This is a genomic window from Mycoplasma tullyi (genome assembly GCF_014068355.1).
GTDB classification, from domain to species: domain Bacteria; phylum Bacillota_I; class Bacilli_A; order Mycoplasmatales; family Mycoplasmoidaceae; genus Mycoplasmoides; species Mycoplasmoides tullyi.
Genome location: NZ_CP059674.1, coordinates 314,365 through 329,667, shown reverse-complemented (window position 1 = coordinate 329,667; position 15,303 = coordinate 314,365). Strand labels below are relative to the sequence as shown.

The following is a 15,303-nucleotide window of genomic DNA, read 5'->3' as shown; positions in this document are numbered from 1 at the left end:
TTCGTATATTGATTGTATTGAATACCAGATAAAAAATCTTGGTAGATGTAAAAATCTAAAGATTAATGGTGGAGACGAAGGGGGTCAAACCCTCGACCTCCTGAGTGCAAGTCAGGTGCTCTATCAATTGAGCTACGTCCCCAAAAAAACTGGTGGAAGTAAATGGACTTGAACCATCGACCTCACCCTTATCAGGGGTGTGCTCTAACCAGCTGAGCTATACTTCCAGTCGTGATTACCATATGAATTATAACATAATTAATTGAATTCGTTGAAGAATATCTGCTTAATTTTTAATTTGGATTGGTAATAACAACGGGTAAAGTTGGTTTGATTGGTTTTAATTAGTGCTTGATTGCTTTTAAAATCGTCGATCTGATAATCGTTTAAACTTAAGGTTAAGATTGTTGGAATCCTTAAGATAAAATCATTGACTTCGGTTTTGTCTAGATAATAAAGTTGATAAGCTTCAAAATCTTTATTGATCTGACAATAACTATTGTCAGATCAATAGATCACATCCCCAATTAAGAAATTAAATAATAAGTATTTCTTGTATTCATCTAATGAATAATCGCAATAGTTATCAATCTTATTTTTAATTAAATATTGTTTACGAATCTGATAAAGATCGTTGATCTTATCTTGGTAAACATGAAAGTTAAATAGATCGATCTTATTTGAATAATGATGGTTTTTAAAATGATTTAGAATCGCAAACTTATGTAAGTTGTCAAGTGGTTCTAACTTAAAATTACGATAAATCTTCCAATTAAAACTTTGGATTAACACCAAATCGTATTGTTGACTCAACTCAATTAAAAACGGTTCGAATCCTGTGTTAAGAACACCCTTACCTCTAAAACGCTCATCACTAACAACGCCAAAAACTAGCGCTGCTGTTTTTGGTTCATTATTTATCATTAGTTTTTTATCTAAAACAAAACAACCATATTTAAAGTTTTTCTTAATATCTTTTTCAACAAAGATTTTGATCTCTTTACCATAATAAGCATTAATTAAATAATCCCAAGAAAATTCATTTTCTTCTTTAAATGCTCTTAGATAAAAATACTTGAATTGTTCAATTATTACTGGATCTTTTGTTAACTCTAACATATGATTCTTACTAAATAACGCTTAATGATACATTCAGGCTTGTAAGACAATTTTGAATACGAGATAGATGCATTACCCATATCATCTTGGCGATCAGTGATTGCATCATTACTATGATGGATCTTTAAAGTATTACTTAATAAATATTGGTATGAACCACGATAAGTTTCATCACAATGTTCAATAAAGATCTCACATCGATTGTTAAGTGAATACGAAACACAAAAACCAATAATTTGATCTAGGTAATATAAAACTGTTAATTTTAATGAACCATTTTTAATTAATGGTTTGATAGCTCGAAATAAATCTAATTCAGATTGGTATTCCGAAGGATCATCACAATCATTAATTCAATCAACATAGAATTTTTCTAGTTTATCAAGATCAACTTCTTGGTTGATCTTGATTGTGGTGTCATTTGCATATTGCTTAAGAAAGTAATTTAGATGGTTACGTTTTTTTTGTAAACTTTTACCAGCTAAAGTCATGATCTTCTTAGTTTTGTATAAGAAGTTCGTTGAACTTTCATGGATGATATCAACATTATATTTAGACTTGATTCATTCAAGTTCAGTATTAGTTAAATCATCAATATAAATACCTTTTGATTTATCTAGTTGATTGATTTGTTCTTGAATCAGATCTAAAAAATCATTTGGTTGATCTGGTTTAGTGATAGGTGCAAAGATTACTTTTTGTGATGGACAGTATTTATCTTGCAAGATATCATGCAAGATATTATTTTCTAAATTGACTTTGCCAAAAAAACTGATCCCTTTTTCATTGATCTGATAACAGATATCAAGACCATAAAAAGATCAAGAATAATAAGTAAGTGCACTATAAAGATGACAAGCATCAATTTGATTGATCTTATCTTGTAATATCGAGGCGTTAGTTAAATCTAAACGATCCATTATTTAGCTTCTTTTAATTTTAATAATTCAATATCCAAAGCGTGTTGTAAACGAATTAACTCTTTAGAATCAGTCGTATCTTTGATCTTAGATTCAAGATCTTGTTTACGCTTCATGATCTCATCGTAAGATAAGTTGTCTGCAATGACAAAATCTAAAGCAAAGATCTTGATCATATCTTTGTTACAAAATAGAGTTGCATCCTCAATAACGATTGACTTTTTGGTTTTATCAGGATAGGTGATATAACCTACAGAGTTACTGATCGCAAAGATTGAAGGTTGAGTGTTTTTCATAAAACCAGCATAACCTTCAGCACCTTTGACTAAGATCATATCAATATCATCATCAAAAAGGACACCCTTTGGACTTAAGACTTTAAGTTTAACCATTATGTGTTAATGTTTTAGCTCGTTCAATTGCTTCATCGATTGAACCAACATAGAAGAATGCTTGTTCAGGCAGATCGTCATGTTTACCTTCAACGATCTCACTAAACCCTTTGATTGTTTCACTGATTGGAACGTATTTACCTTTGTTACCACTGAATTTTTCAGCAACAAAGAAAGGTTGAGATAAGAAGTTTCTAATCTTACGCGCTCTTGAAACAGTCAATTTATCTTCTTCAGATAGTTCATCAATACCTAGAATGGCAATAATATCTTGTAATTCTAAGAATTTTTGTAAGATCATCTGAACTTTTCTAGCAGTTTGGTAGTGTTGGATTCCCACCACACTTGGATCAAGCAATCTTGATGTTGAATCTAGCGGGTTAACTGCTGGAAAGATTCCAAGTGAAGCAATATTACGGTCTAAAACTGTTTTAGCATCTAAGTGGGTAAATGTTGTTGAAGGTGCAGGGTCAGTTAAGTCATCTGCAGGTACATAGATGGCTTGAACTGAAGTAATTGAACCAGATTTAGTTGAAGTAATACGTTCTTGTAATGAACCCATTTCTTCAGCTAAAGTAGGTTGATAACCTACTGCTGAAGGCATCCGACCTAATAGTGCAGATACTTCAGAACCTGCTTGGGTGAATCTGAAGATATTGTCAATAAATAATAAAACGTCTTGGTTATTAACATCTCTGAAGTATTCAGCCATCGTTAAACCAGTAAGTGCAACACGCATTCTAGCACCTGGAGGTTCATTCATTTGACCGAACACTAGTGCAGTCTTATCAATAACCCCACCTTCGATCATTTCATAATATAGATCGTTTCCTTCACGAGTTCTTTCACCAACTCCAGCAAAGACAGATAAACCACCGTGACCAGTTGCAATATTATGAATTAATTCTTGCACCAATACTGTTTTACCAACACCAGCTCCACCAAATAGACCGATCTTTCCACCTTTTGCATATGGAATTAATAGATCAATTACTTTGATTCCGGTTTCGAAAATCTCTAACTCATTAGCTTGATCTGCAAAACTTGGAGCTGGTCGGTGAATTGACATTCTTTTAACTGAAGGATCAATCGGTTTCTTCTCATCAATTGGTTCACCAATCACATTAAACATCCGACCTAATACTTCAGTACCAACTGGTACTGAAATTGGTTGGTTGGTTGAAGTTACTTTAACATTTCTTGCCAAACCTTCAGTTGGACCCATTGCAATACATCTTGCAATATCATCCCCAATTAATTGCGCAACTTCTAGATGAAGTTTCATATTAGGTTCATCAATGATTAAACAATCATAGATCTTAGGTAAGTCGTCTTGTTTTTCAAAAACAACATCAACAACTGGTCCTACAACTTGATAAACCTTACCATAACTGTATTTTGTATTCATAGATTATTTGGCAGCTCCTGCAACAATTTCATTAATTTCTTGTGTAATTTTGGCTTGACGTAACTGGTTATATAACAACTTATATTTGTTAAATAAATCATCTGCGTTTTTCGCAGCAGTATCCATTGCATTCCGCCTGCTAGCGTACTCACACACTTTAGATTCAATTAAACAACCATATAAGATTACTTGTAATAGTTGTTTTTCAAGTGCTGGGATAATTACTTCTACACCTGGTTCAAAACTGATATTTTTAGGGAATTTATCATTAATTTTATCTAAAGTATCAGCTTGAAAGATCGAAGGATCAGCTGGAATCAGCTGAATCTTTTTAGCTTCAAAAGTTAAGCTGTTAATGTAATTGGTATAAACACAGTTGATTGCATCATACTGGTTTTTTTCGTGTAATTCTAGTACATGCTTACCAATCATATATGAACTATCAAAATCAATATTCTTATCGTTAATTGAATACGTATGAATGATTTGATCCTCAAAATTACGTGTTTTTAGATAAGAATTTAATTTAGTTCCTACTAAGATGATTTCATCATCTTTTGATAGTTCATTAACTAATAATTTACCAACGTTAGTATTGTATGAACCACATAAACCTAGTTGGGTATTAATTACGATTCACAATCGTTTATTTGATTGAGAACTCGATACACCACTACGTGGTCGTGATTTATTGTAATTGGTAATGATTGCTCCAATTACTTCATAAAATTCTTGGTAAAATTCTTTAGTTTTACTTAAAGTTGCTTTAAAACGATTTAGTTTTACGGTTGAAAGCATCTTCATTGCTTTGGTAATTTTATGGGTTACCGTAATCGATTCCATCCGTCGTTTTAAATCTTGCATCGAAGCCATAAAAATTACTCCAATTCTTTTAGATCACCATAAAGTGAACCGTTGTAATCAACAAGTGTTGAAGTGTATTTTTTTACAACATCTTTAAAGAAAGCGGTAAGTTCATTTGTAATCTCATCATCGAAAGTCTTCTTTTCATCTAGTTTTTTATATACAGCAGAATCTTTAATCTTATCTAGAATAAATTCTTTGAATTTAATGATATGATCAGTTGGAATTCATTTGATGAAGCGGTTTCTAATTCCAAATAATAAAACTGCTTCACTAGTTTGATCAATAGGTTTAGATTGAGGTTGTTTGAACATCTCCATCACACGTTTACCGTGTTCAAGCACAACCTTAGTTTCAGCATCTAGATCAGATGAAAATTGTGACAACGCATCTAGTTCACGATATTGAGCAAGTTCTAGTTTTAAACTACCTGAAACTTGTTTAATTGATTTTAATTGTGCGGCTGATCCAACTCTAGACACTGACAACCCAACGTGAATTGCTGGTCTTTGACCGGAGTTGAATAATGAAGTGGTGGTAAATAATTGACCGTCTGTAATTGAGATTACATTAGTAGGAATATAAGCTGAGATGTCTCCAGCTTGAGTTTCAATAATTGGTAATGCCGTAATTGAACCCGCACCTAATTCATCACTTAATTTACCAGCACGTTCAAGTAATCTTGAGTGTAAGTAAAAGATATCACCAGGATAAGCTTCACGACCTGGAGGTCTTCTTAATAATAAGGATAGTGCACGATAAGCAACTGCGTGTTTAGATAAATCATCATATACGATTAAGACATCTTTACCTTGACGCATTCACTCTTCACCAATCGTTACACCAGCAAATGGTGCAATGTATGAAAGTGCTGCTAATTCACTTGCAGTAGCACTAACGATTGTTGTGTATGCCATTGCTCCAGTTTCTTCAAGTAATCTAGTGATTTGAGCAACGGAAGAATTTTTTTGACCGATGGCAACATAGATACAATTAACGTTTTTACCTTTTTGGTTAATAATCGTATCGATTGCAATCGTAGTTTTACCAGTTTGACGGTCTCCAATAATTAACTCTCTTTGACCTTTACCAATTGGTAACATACTATCGATTGCTAAAATCCCAGTTTCTAGAGGTTGGTGAACGCTCTTACGTTGCATTACCCCATAAGCTAATCGTTCAATTGGCGCATAACCACTAATATTGGTTAATTCACCCTTACCATCAATTGGTAAACCGATTGGATCAATGACACGACCCAATAACCCATCACCAACTGGTGCTTGGATTACTTTACCAGTTCTTTTAACTGAAGAACCTTCTTTCAGATCAAAATAATCTGATAACATTACCACCCCAACCGAGTTAGGTTCTAGGTTTAATGCGATCCCATAAGCTCCGTTTTCAAACTCAACTAGTTCATTTAATAAAACATCGTCAAGTCCACTTACTCTTACGATCCCATCACCAATCGTGATAATGTATCCTTTTTGATCACTGATGATCTTATTAGCATACTTTTTAATTTGATCTTTAATTAATAAAGAATATTCATTTAAATTAATTGCCATAGTCTAGTTTTCCTTGGATAGGGTTCTTAGTTGATGATTTAGTAGTTTTAGTTTGCCATCAATTGAGTTATCAATTAATAGATCATTTGATTGGATGCGAATTCCCGCAATTAAACGTGGATCAGTTTGATATAAGATCTTTACTTGAGAATTAAACTTCTTATGGAGTTTTTCTACTAACAAAGTCTTTTGTTCATCACTTAATTCACGTGCTGAAACAACATTAATAAAGATCGTGTGTTCTTCTTCTTCGATCATTCTAAAGAACTTTTTAATGATCGTTCTGATATTAAAAAACTCACGGTTATCGATTACCACTTTTAAGAAATCTACGATTGTTTGGGTTAAGTTTTCTTTAAACAAAACATCAATAATCTCATGTTTTTGATGTTTGGATAAAACTTGACTATTCATTAATGACATCAAGTCTTGGTTTTGTTTAACTAAATCAAAAACAACTTTAAGATTGTCATAAAACAAATGCACTTTGTTTTCTTCATGGGCTAGATCAACTAAAGCTCTAGCAAAACCCATTATATTAGTATCCATAAGTTTAATCTAGATTTTTTAATAATTCATTGACCAAACGCTCATGATCTTCTTTAGCCACATTTTTTTGGATCAATGTTGAAGTAGCTTCAAGTGCGACATCAACAATTCGATCTTCTAATTCACGTTTTAAGATCGATTCTTGTTTAATGATTTCAGCATGAGCGTTTTCAATAATGCGGTTAGCTTTACGCTTAGCATCGGTTTCAAGATCATTTTTTAATCGATAAGCTTGGTTAGTTGCTAAATTGATGATCTCACGAGCTTGTAATTCAGCATCTTGTTTCTGTTTTTTAGCATTATCTAATAATTCTTGCGCTTGTTTTTTAATCTCATTAGCATTATTGATTTCAGCTTGGATTAATTCACTTCTTTTAGCTAAAAACCGTTTAGTTGGTTTTCACAATAAAAAGATCCCAAAAAGAATAATGATTGATAATGCGATCGTATGAGCAACAAAAACCCAAAAGTTTGGGAAAAATTCATTAACAATTGTTTTAGCTTGTAATTCTTCAGGAATCGAACAAGAAGAAACAATTGTTGATATTATTAAGAAGTTAAAACTTAATAATAAAAGTTTTTTAACTCTTGTAGATCGCATAACTATCGTGCTACGAAAATTAGAATGAACGCAATAATTAACCCATAGATCGCACTTGATTCAGCGATCGCTGAACCAACGATCCAAAATAATTGAATCTTGGGTAATAACTCTGGATTACGTGATAAAGCTACAGCACATAAACCTGATGAAAGCCCTTGACCAGCACCCACACCAGCAGCTGCAGTCATTGCCATCCCAGCACCAATATAAGCACCTACGTGGTTTGAGATATTTACATTAACATCATTTGCTTGGTTAACTAAATCGTGGATTACTAAAAATATATTCATTGTTTTTATTTCCTTAAGTGGTAGTTTTTAAAAGTTTTTTCTTATTAAAAGTTTATAAAAATTAAATTTTTTAATTTGGTTGATGAAATAATGCAATTAAGCAATTATTTCATATTTAGTTGTTGGTTTTCTAGTTCTTGTTGGCGCCTTTCTTCAGCTTCATTTTCAGCTGCTTTGATCGGTTGAGATCAATATGTCAGCATCAATGAAACAAAAACGAACGCCTGAATTGCTGAGACTAGGATATCAAAATATACGTGAAATGCCGGTATTACTAACCCACCAGCTAACGTCCCAAAGATTAACCCAGCACTAAATGTACTTGGTGATCCTAATGTAAAGATCGTTCTAAATAAGCTATACAATAAAGCAATAAAGATCGAACCAGCCAAGATATTACCTCATAGCCGTAATGAGATTGATAATAATGGCGCGAAGTAGCCAATCACATTTAATGGGTTGATCATTAAAGGGATTGTTTTCTTTTTGATCTTAATGATCACAAAGAACTCTTTGAAGTAAGCTAGCTTTTGGTATTTCACTCCCATAATAAACGTTCCAAAGAATGACATTAATCCTAATGAAAACGTTACGGTTGATGATGATGTAGGGGCTGCAATTCCTCCAACAAGTGACAACAAATTACTAAGTAAAATGTAGATAAAGATAACGATAAATAATAAACTAAGTCGCCTGTTTTTCTCACCTAATAAATCTACTGTGAGATTTTCAAATTGTAAGATTAACAACTGCACAACTAAAACATAACCAGTTGGTGGGTCGGTTGGTTTTAGTTTTTTTAGTCTTACGTAGTATACAGTCGTTAATATTGCAATCATGAACAAAACCAGAAAGATCGACAGAACATGAGCAGTTGGAATTAGTGGTGTTCACTCAATCCCTTGTGATGCAAGTGGTTTTGTTGTTAATAAGTTAAGAAAGTCATTGCTAGTTTCTGTACTAGAAAGCTGCTTGTAGACTATCTCCTGTGGCAACATTGTTATTTAATTCCTTAAGTTTATTACGTTCTTTAATCTCTTTATTTAATAATCAGTAGTTAACTACGATATGAACAGCGATCATTGATAGTGGTCATGCAATAGCAGGGATAACATTAAACACCTCTCCTTGGAATTGTCAGTTATTAACAAATCCAATGATTACAATTGGTACAGCGTATCAAAATAGCCGTGAAGATAATGTTATTACTCCAAAGATAAAAAAACCAAAGCGAGCAGTTTTGAATTGTGTTGTTTTTAATTTAGTTGCACTTTTGTATAGCAGATTGGGTAAGATTAACCCAATGACTAAACTAATGTTTGAAAACACAACAGTTAATAAACTACTATAAACCCATTGAATTCCAATGATTTTACTAAACGTTAGACCTAATAAAACGATTAGACCAACGATTGATAAAACATTAAAAATAATTAAGTTGTATTTAATGATTTTTTTATCAACTATCATCTGATCTTAAATATATTTATAAAAGAACGCTTAAATTATACGCCTAATAAATATAAATAGGTAAATAGGTCAAATTAATAAATTTCAGAAATTAACATAGATTTCTTTAATTGACTAAGTTAACTAAATCAAACATATACATAAAAAAATGATTGGTTATAAACCAATCATAATTGTTTTATAGGTTTAATTAAAGGTTGGTAATCGATTAAAGATATCTGATAATAATGCTGCTAATGGGTTTCTCTTAGTATCTTTATCTTTCTCGTCTTTTTTATTTGAATCAGATGATTTGTTAACTTTATCAGCTTGCTGATTATCTTTATCTGATAAAGTTGGTTTATTTGCTAAATTTTCTTTAAGCTGAGTTAATAAACGTGATGATAATCCTATTGATTGTAATGCTCTAACGTATGAACCATAATCATCAGTCATTAAATCATTACCATAAATTAAATCGTAAGGTTCAATCGTATCAGTTTCAAAAACGTTATTACCAGTAACAACATTAACATTAATCTGAGTTGGATTAAACAATGAAGCGACTAAACCAAAGGTTGCTTCATCAGTTGCATCAACTGATACAGTACCAAAATAAATACCTAGTGCTTGGTTGTTAGAAGTTAATGCTAATGAACCAGATGAACCTGCTGATAAGTTAGAGTTTTGAATAATATATCCATAACCGTATTGTTTGTATTTAACATTACGATAAACTAGTTGGAAGTTTCTTGCAATATCAGCGTTATAAATTCCCGATCTGATTCCACCACTTGAACTTAAAGTAGTTGAAGTAGCAATCTTTTGACCATCAACTTGACCTGGATTTAATGCGTTAATTGTTCAACCAGGAGAACCTCGTGAATCACTAGTTATTGGAACTTGTCTTCTTATTAATGATGGAACACTAAACTTAGTGTATTGAGGAGTTGCTGGTCAGTTTGAATAATAAGGATATCCACCAAGATAAACACTAAAGTTATTTAAACTCACGTTTGGATTAGCATAATCCGAACGATCAAAAAAACCTAAATGAGGTAACTCATCAGTTGTTGGATCATCTTCTTCTTTTTTATTAGGCGGAGTTACTGGTTGGTTATAAAGCCCTTTATTATTTCATAACGATGTTGCGATATTCATCGCTGGAATAATTCAACGTTTGTAAAGTTGGAATTCATCGTTATAACGATAAACTTTTTGACCATTCCGATACGTTCATGAAAGATCTAAAGTAATTGCTAAAACAGCAAAATCGATGTACTCTCTTATACCTGGATTATCCATAGCAATCGGAGTAATTCATTTTGGTGCTTCTTTATAAAAAGAAGTTGCTGCATAAACCGTTTTAGGTAAATTACTTAATGGTAAATAGGTTAATGCTTTTGGGTTGTGTCTGTTTTTAATGGCTAGATCTTCATCCCATTTTCCTAAGTTGAAATATACAGTTCGGTCAACCCCTGGTAAAGGAAGTTCATTTTTATATCAAGCTGGACGATAGTGCTCGTTATCTAAAGGGTTTAATAAAGCTTCAGCTACGTGTAAATTAGTTGCAAAATATCCTGTTCATTTTGCACTTGGATCGTCTTCATCAACGGGGTGATCTTGTCAGTCAAACAATCATCCAGTACCAAATACACGATAAGGACGATTAACATTATCAGGAGTTACTCCTTCATTAGGTGACATTGATCGTGAAGGGTTATAACCACCTGAGTTATTAAATTCAAAACTAAAGCTAAGATCGTAGATCTTCTTATAATCATTAGTCGGTAAAAACGCACTAAGATTTTGGATCGTTGGTCCAATATTTTCGGGCTCTTTTGGTGTGGCTAGATTGTTGAAAAAATTAAAGATACCACAAGATGAAACAGTAGTGGATACAACTGTTAATCCTGTGAGTAAAAGGGGTCATGCAAAGATTTTTTTACGACTCAAGCCCATAATTGTTTTGACTGCTAATTTCTCTTGATTACAAACAAATTAACACCTATAATTTGATCTATCTAACCATATATTTATATAACTATATATATTATTACATAATAACACAGTTAGAGAATTTTTGTGGTTTTATTTCGTTCCAAAAATTCGATCTCCAGCATCTCCTAATCCAGGGTAGATATAATTTTTATCATTCAGTTTTTCATCTAAACAAGCTAAATAAACATCAACATCAGGATGAGCTTCATTAAGCACTTTTAATCCTTCAGGTGCTCCTAATAAACCCATAAATTTAATTGATCGAGGTTTATTTGGTTTGCTATTTTTAACTAAGCTGATCGCTTTTACAACCGATGCACCAGTTGCCAGCATCGGATCTAATACGATTACGTGTGCATCGTCCATAGTTTCGGGAAATTTTGAATAATACTCAACAGGTTGAAAAGTAGTTTCATCACGATATAAACCAACATGACCAACTCTTGCTGTTGGTATCACATTATGCACACCATCCACCATTCCAAGACCTGCTCTTAATATTGGAACAATCACGAAATTGTGTTTTAGTTTGTGTGCTTTTGTTGTAGCAAGTGGGGTTGTCACACTAATCTCTTCTAGTTCATAACCTTTACCAACTTCATACATCATTAAAGTAGTAATCTCAGTTAATAACTGTTTAAAGAAAGTGTAACCAGTATTAACATCACGCATCTTTGATAATTTATCTGAGATTAATGGGTGATTAAAGATAAAGTTTTTCATAATTTATTTACCGTTTTTCTTTTTAAATAATTCGTATTCTTCTAAGATCATTTGCTTTAGTTCATCAACGAGATATTCTTGCTTAACAGATTTAACAACCACACCCTTTTTAAAGATAATTCCTTCTTGTTTACCTCCAGCGATCCCAATATCGGCTTCTTTAGCTTCACCAGGTCCATTGACTGAGCAACCTAAGATTGAAACCTTTAAGGGGAAATGAAGATCTTTAACAAACTCTTCGATCTCTTTGGTAACTTTGAATAAATCAAAGTTTAATCTACCACACGTTGGACAAGCTACTACATCAACTAGATTATCGTATAAACCTAATGAATTCAACATCTTTTTAGCTACTTTAATCTCATCAACAGGATTAGTTGATAATGAGATTCGAATCGTATCACCAATCCCTTTAAGTAATAGAGGAGTTAATCCAGCAACTGATTTAACTGTTCCATTGATTAATGTGCCAGCTTCAGTTATCCCTAAATGTAAGGGATAACTGAATTTTTTAGCACCCATTTCATAAGCTTGCATACTTAATAATGCACTTGAGGTTTTTAGTGAGATCACAATGTTATCAAAACCATAACGTTTTAACATCCGCACATATCTTTGTGCAGCAATAATCATCGCATTAGCAGTCACACCATACTCACGCATCAGATCAGATGGAATTGATCCTGAGTTCACTCCCACTCTGATTGGCACATTATATTCGTTTGCCAACATGCAAATCTCACGTAACTTCTCTTTGGACTTAATGTTACCAGGATTTAATCTAATCTTTTTACATCCAGCTTTAATTGCTGCAATCGCGTAATCTGGATTAAAATGAATATCAGCAATAATCGGACAAGGTGATTGATCAACTACTTTTTTAATTGCTCTTTTATCAGCATCATCAAAAACCGCAATCCTAACAAGATCAGCGCCTTCATTGACTAAATCATTAATCTCTTTAAGACTTTTTTTAAGATGCTTAGTTTTAGCTGTAGTCATGGATTGCAGAATAATCTTATTCTGCCCACCAATCTGAACATCACCAACAAAAACTTTTTTAGTTTTAGTCCTAGTATACATATAATCTTTATAAGTATAAAAATAAAATCCCCATAAATAGGGATTTTAACTCTCTAACGCTTAGTAAATTGAGGCGCTCTTCTAGCACCGTATAATCCGAATTTCTTACGTTCTTTAACACGAGCATCACGTGTTACTAACTTGTGTTGTTTTAATTGTTTTTTAAGATCTGGATTCATGTTAACAAGCGCTCTTGCAATTCCTAATCTGATTGCTCCAGCTTGTCCAGTAAACCCACCACCAGTAACCACAACATTAATATCATAAATACTAGCTGTTTGAGTTACTTCAAGTGGTTGACGCATATCTTGAATTACAATCTTGTTTGGAAAGTATTCTTCAGCTTTTCTATTGTTAATAATTAATTTCCCAGAACCTGGAGTTAACTTAACTAGTGCGGTTGAAGATTTTCTTCGACCTAATCCTTTAAATGTTACTACAGCCATTATTTACTCCAATCAAGTTTTGTTGGTTGTTGAGCATCATGCTCATGATGATCGTTTTTATAAACTTTTAGTTTACGGATCATGTCTTTAGCAAGACGGTTTTTAGGTAACATTCTTCTGATTGCGTCATATACTAATTGGTCAGAATAATGATCAACCATTTCACGTCCAGTGCGTGATTTAATCCCACCCATATAGTTTGAGTGACGGTATCACTTTTCGTTATCTAGTTTATTACCAGTCAAAACAACTTTATCACTATTTAAAATAATTAAATAATCACCACAATCAACATTAGGTGTGAAGTCAGGTTTGTTTTTACCTCTTAATAGATTGGCAGCTTTAACTGCTAATCTACCTAATACTAAACCTGAAGCATCAACTAAATATCACTTACGGTTTTTTGTTGCAACAACTGGCTTTTGCATTGTTGTTTTTTGCATCTTATATTTCCTTATTATTAATCTTTAAAATATAAATAATCTTTGTTTTGATTTTCCCAATATAAATATAGTTTAGAAGCCACTAAACTACATAAAGCATATAAATTTTATCACAAATATTCTTTATTTATAATAAACATATTGCTAAAACGGTATTTAGATCAATCTTATGGATATTTTTAAGCTAATAAATCAAGAACTACAAAGACAAAAAGATCAAATTGAATTGATTGCTTCAGAAAACTACGTTTCTGAAGCTGTTTTAAAAGCCACTGGATCAGTATTAACTAATAAGTATGCTGAAGGAACACCAAATAAAAGATATTATGGTGGTTGTGAATACGTGGATCAGATCGAATCAATTGCGATTGAAAAACTTAAACAACTTTTTGGTGCACGCCATGCTAATGTTCAACCTCATTCAGGTTCAACTGCAAATGCAGCAGCATATTTAGCATTATTAAAACCATACGATAAAGTATTAGCAATGGGATTAAATGATGGTGGTCATTTAACCCATGGATCTAAAGTAAATTTTTCGGGAAAAATTTACGAATTTCATCATTATAATGTTGATAAAAATACCTATCTATTAGATTATGACAAGATCTTAGAAAAAGCGATTGAAGTAAAACCTAAATTAATTGTTTGTGGTGCTTCGAATTATTCAAGAGCAATCGACTTTAAAAAGTTTAGAGAGATCGCTGATCATGTTGGTGCTTATTTAATGGCTGATATTGCACATATTGCTGGATTAATTGTTGCAGGTTATCACCAAAATCCTGTTCCTTATTGTGATATCGTTACAAGTACAACACACAAAACTCTAAAAGGTCCGCGCGGTGGAATCATCTTAACTAATCGTGAAGATTTAATGAAAAAGATTGACAGTGCAGTTTTTCCTGGAGAATTAGGTGGTCCATTAATGCACGTTGTCGCTGCAAAAGCAATTGCCTTTGATGAAGCACTTCAACCTGAATTTAAAACCTACATCAAAAATGTAATTGATAATAACAAAGCTTTTTGTCAAGCTTTTATTGATAAAGGTTATGACATCATCGCTAATGGAACTGATAACCATTTATTCACAATCAATTTATTCAAAAAGTTCAATTTAACCGGTGATTTGGTTGAAAATTGATTGTACCAAGCTAACATTGTTGTTAACAAAAATACGATTCCGTATGATGAAAATAAACCAATTAATCCTAGTGGAATAAGATTGGGAACTGCAGCTATGACAACAAGAGGATTAAATCAATCTGATTTTGTTCAGATTGCTAATTGAATTGATCAGATTATTCAAGCAAAAGGTGATCTTGATGTGATCAACAAAGTTAAATCTGAAGTTAAAAAATTAACAGATAAATACCCAATATATCAAGATATCAATTATTAACTTTTTGTTTATTTTAACCGCTGAATTTCACAATTCATTGAT

17 protein-coding genes and 2 tRNA genes are annotated in these 15,303 nt (G+C 32.4%); 1 reads left to right on the top strand and 18 read right to left on the bottom strand.

Going from position 1 to position 15,303, the window contains the following annotated elements; genetic code table 4:
* Nucleotides 1-66: 66 nt before the first annotated feature.
* The 18 genes from H3143_RS01435 to rplM all read right to left on the bottom strand — a co-directional run bounded on the left by H3143_RS01435 (nt 67) and on the right by rplM (nt 13,862).
* Nucleotides 67-142: transfer RNA gene (locus H3143_RS01435), tRNA-Ala, on the bottom strand.
* Between the two features lie 8 nt (nt 143-150).
* Nucleotides 151-227: transfer RNA gene (locus tag H3143_RS01430), tRNA-Ile, on the bottom strand.
* A 31-nt stretch (nt 228-258) separates the two neighbouring features.
* Entirely contained in the window at nt 259-1,119 is an 861-nt protein-coding gene (locus H3143_RS01425) for a hypothetical protein (protein ID WP_182079051.1), read from the bottom strand.
* Complete coding sequence (locus tag H3143_RS01420; protein ID WP_182079050.1) at nt 1,113-2,039, bottom strand: phosphatidylglycerol lysyltransferase domain-containing protein; 927 nt, start codon at nt 2,037-2,039, stop codon at nt 1,113-1,115. The genes H3143_RS01425 and H3143_RS01420 overlap by 7 nt, the downstream gene beginning before the upstream one ends.
* Nucleotides 2,039-2,431 carry a F0F1 ATP synthase subunit epsilon gene (locus H3143_RS01415; RefSeq protein WP_182079049.1) on the bottom strand — a complete coding sequence of 131 codons (393 nt, stop codon included), beginning with the start codon at nt 2,429-2,431 and terminating at the stop codon, nt 2,039-2,041. The genes H3143_RS01420 and H3143_RS01415 overlap by 1 nt, the downstream gene beginning before the upstream one ends.
* A complete protein-coding gene (atpD, locus tag H3143_RS01410) occupies nt 2,424-3,839 on the bottom strand; it encodes a F0F1 ATP synthase subunit beta (RefSeq protein WP_182079048.1) in 1,416 nt (471 codons plus the stop codon). Before atpD ends, H3143_RS01415 begins: the two co-directional genes overlap by 8 nt.
* Nucleotides 3,840-3,842: 3 nt before the next feature.
* On the bottom strand, nt 3,843-4,712 hold the full coding sequence (gene atpG, locus H3143_RS01405) for an ATP synthase F1 subunit gamma (protein ID WP_182079047.1): 870 nt from the start codon (nt 4,710-4,712) through the stop codon (nt 3,843-3,845).
* Nucleotides 4,713-4,717: 5 nt separating this feature from the next.
* Nucleotides 4,718-6,274, bottom strand: coding sequence for a F0F1 ATP synthase subunit alpha (atpA, locus tag H3143_RS01400; protein WP_182079046.1), 1,557 nt, complete (start codon nt 6,272-6,274; stop codon nt 4,718-4,720).
* A 3-nt stretch (nt 6,275-6,277) separates the two neighbouring features.
* The gene (atpH, locus tag H3143_RS01395) at nt 6,278-6,823 is read right to left on the bottom strand and encodes an ATP synthase F1 subunit delta (RefSeq protein ID WP_182079045.1); all 546 of its coding nucleotides are present in this window, start codon (nt 6,821-6,823) and stop codon (nt 6,278-6,280) included.
* 4 nt (nt 6,824-6,827) lie between these two features.
* Entirely contained in the window at nt 6,828-7,424 is a 597-nt protein-coding gene (locus H3143_RS01390) for a F0F1 ATP synthase subunit B (protein WP_182079044.1), read from the bottom strand.
* A gap of 2 nt (nt 7,425-7,426) precedes the next feature.
* On the bottom strand, nt 7,427-7,717 hold the full coding sequence (locus H3143_RS01385) for a F0F1 ATP synthase subunit C (protein WP_182079043.1): 291 nt from the start codon (nt 7,715-7,717) through the stop codon (nt 7,427-7,429).
* 104 nt (nt 7,718-7,821) lie between these two features.
* On the bottom strand, nt 7,822-8,715 hold the full coding sequence (locus tag H3143_RS01380; RefSeq protein ID WP_182079042.1) for a F0F1 ATP synthase subunit A: 894 nt from the start codon (nt 8,713-8,715) through the stop codon (nt 7,822-7,824).
* The gene (locus H3143_RS01375) at nt 8,678-9,187 is read right to left on the bottom strand and encodes an MG406 family protein (RefSeq protein WP_182079041.1); all 510 of its coding nucleotides are present in this window, start codon (nt 9,185-9,187) and stop codon (nt 8,678-8,680) included. The genes H3143_RS01380 and H3143_RS01375 overlap by 38 nt, the downstream gene beginning before the upstream one ends.
* A 186-nt stretch (nt 9,188-9,373) precedes the next feature.
* The gene (locus tag H3143_RS01370) at nt 9,374-11,128 is read right to left on the bottom strand and encodes an MIP family Ig-specific serine endopeptidase (protein ID WP_182079040.1); all 1,755 of its coding nucleotides are present in this window, start codon (nt 11,126-11,128) and stop codon (nt 9,374-9,376) included.
* A gap of 129 nt (nt 11,129-11,257) precedes the next feature.
* Complete coding sequence (gene upp / locus H3143_RS01365; RefSeq protein WP_182079039.1) at nt 11,258-11,890, bottom strand: uracil phosphoribosyltransferase; 633 nt, start codon at nt 11,888-11,890, stop codon at nt 11,258-11,260.
* Nucleotides 11,891-11,893: 3 nt separating this feature from the next.
* Complete coding sequence (ispG, locus tag H3143_RS01360) at nt 11,894-12,973, bottom strand: flavodoxin-dependent (E)-4-hydroxy-3-methylbut-2-enyl-diphosphate synthase (protein ID WP_182079038.1); 1,080 nt, start codon at nt 12,971-12,973, stop codon at nt 11,894-11,896.
* Nucleotides 12,974-13,026: 53 nt separating this feature from the next.
* A complete protein-coding gene (gene rpsI / locus H3143_RS01355; protein ID WP_182079037.1) occupies nt 13,027-13,419 on the bottom strand; it encodes a 30S ribosomal protein S9 in 393 nt (130 codons plus the stop codon).
* Nucleotides 13,419-13,862 (bottom strand): 50S ribosomal protein L13, encoded by a 444-nt coding sequence (gene rplM, locus H3143_RS01350; RefSeq protein ID WP_182079036.1) that lies wholly within the window; start codon nt 13,860-13,862, stop codon nt 13,419-13,421. Before rplM ends, rpsI begins: the two co-directional genes overlap by 1 nt.
* A 169-nt stretch (nt 13,863-14,031) precedes the next feature.
* Between rplM and glyA the strand changes: the two genes are divergently transcribed.
* A complete protein-coding gene (glyA, locus tag H3143_RS01345) occupies nt 14,032-15,261 on the top strand; it encodes a serine hydroxymethyltransferase (protein WP_182079035.1) in 1,230 nt (409 codons plus the stop codon).
* Nucleotides 15,262-15,303: the final 42 nt, after the last annotated feature.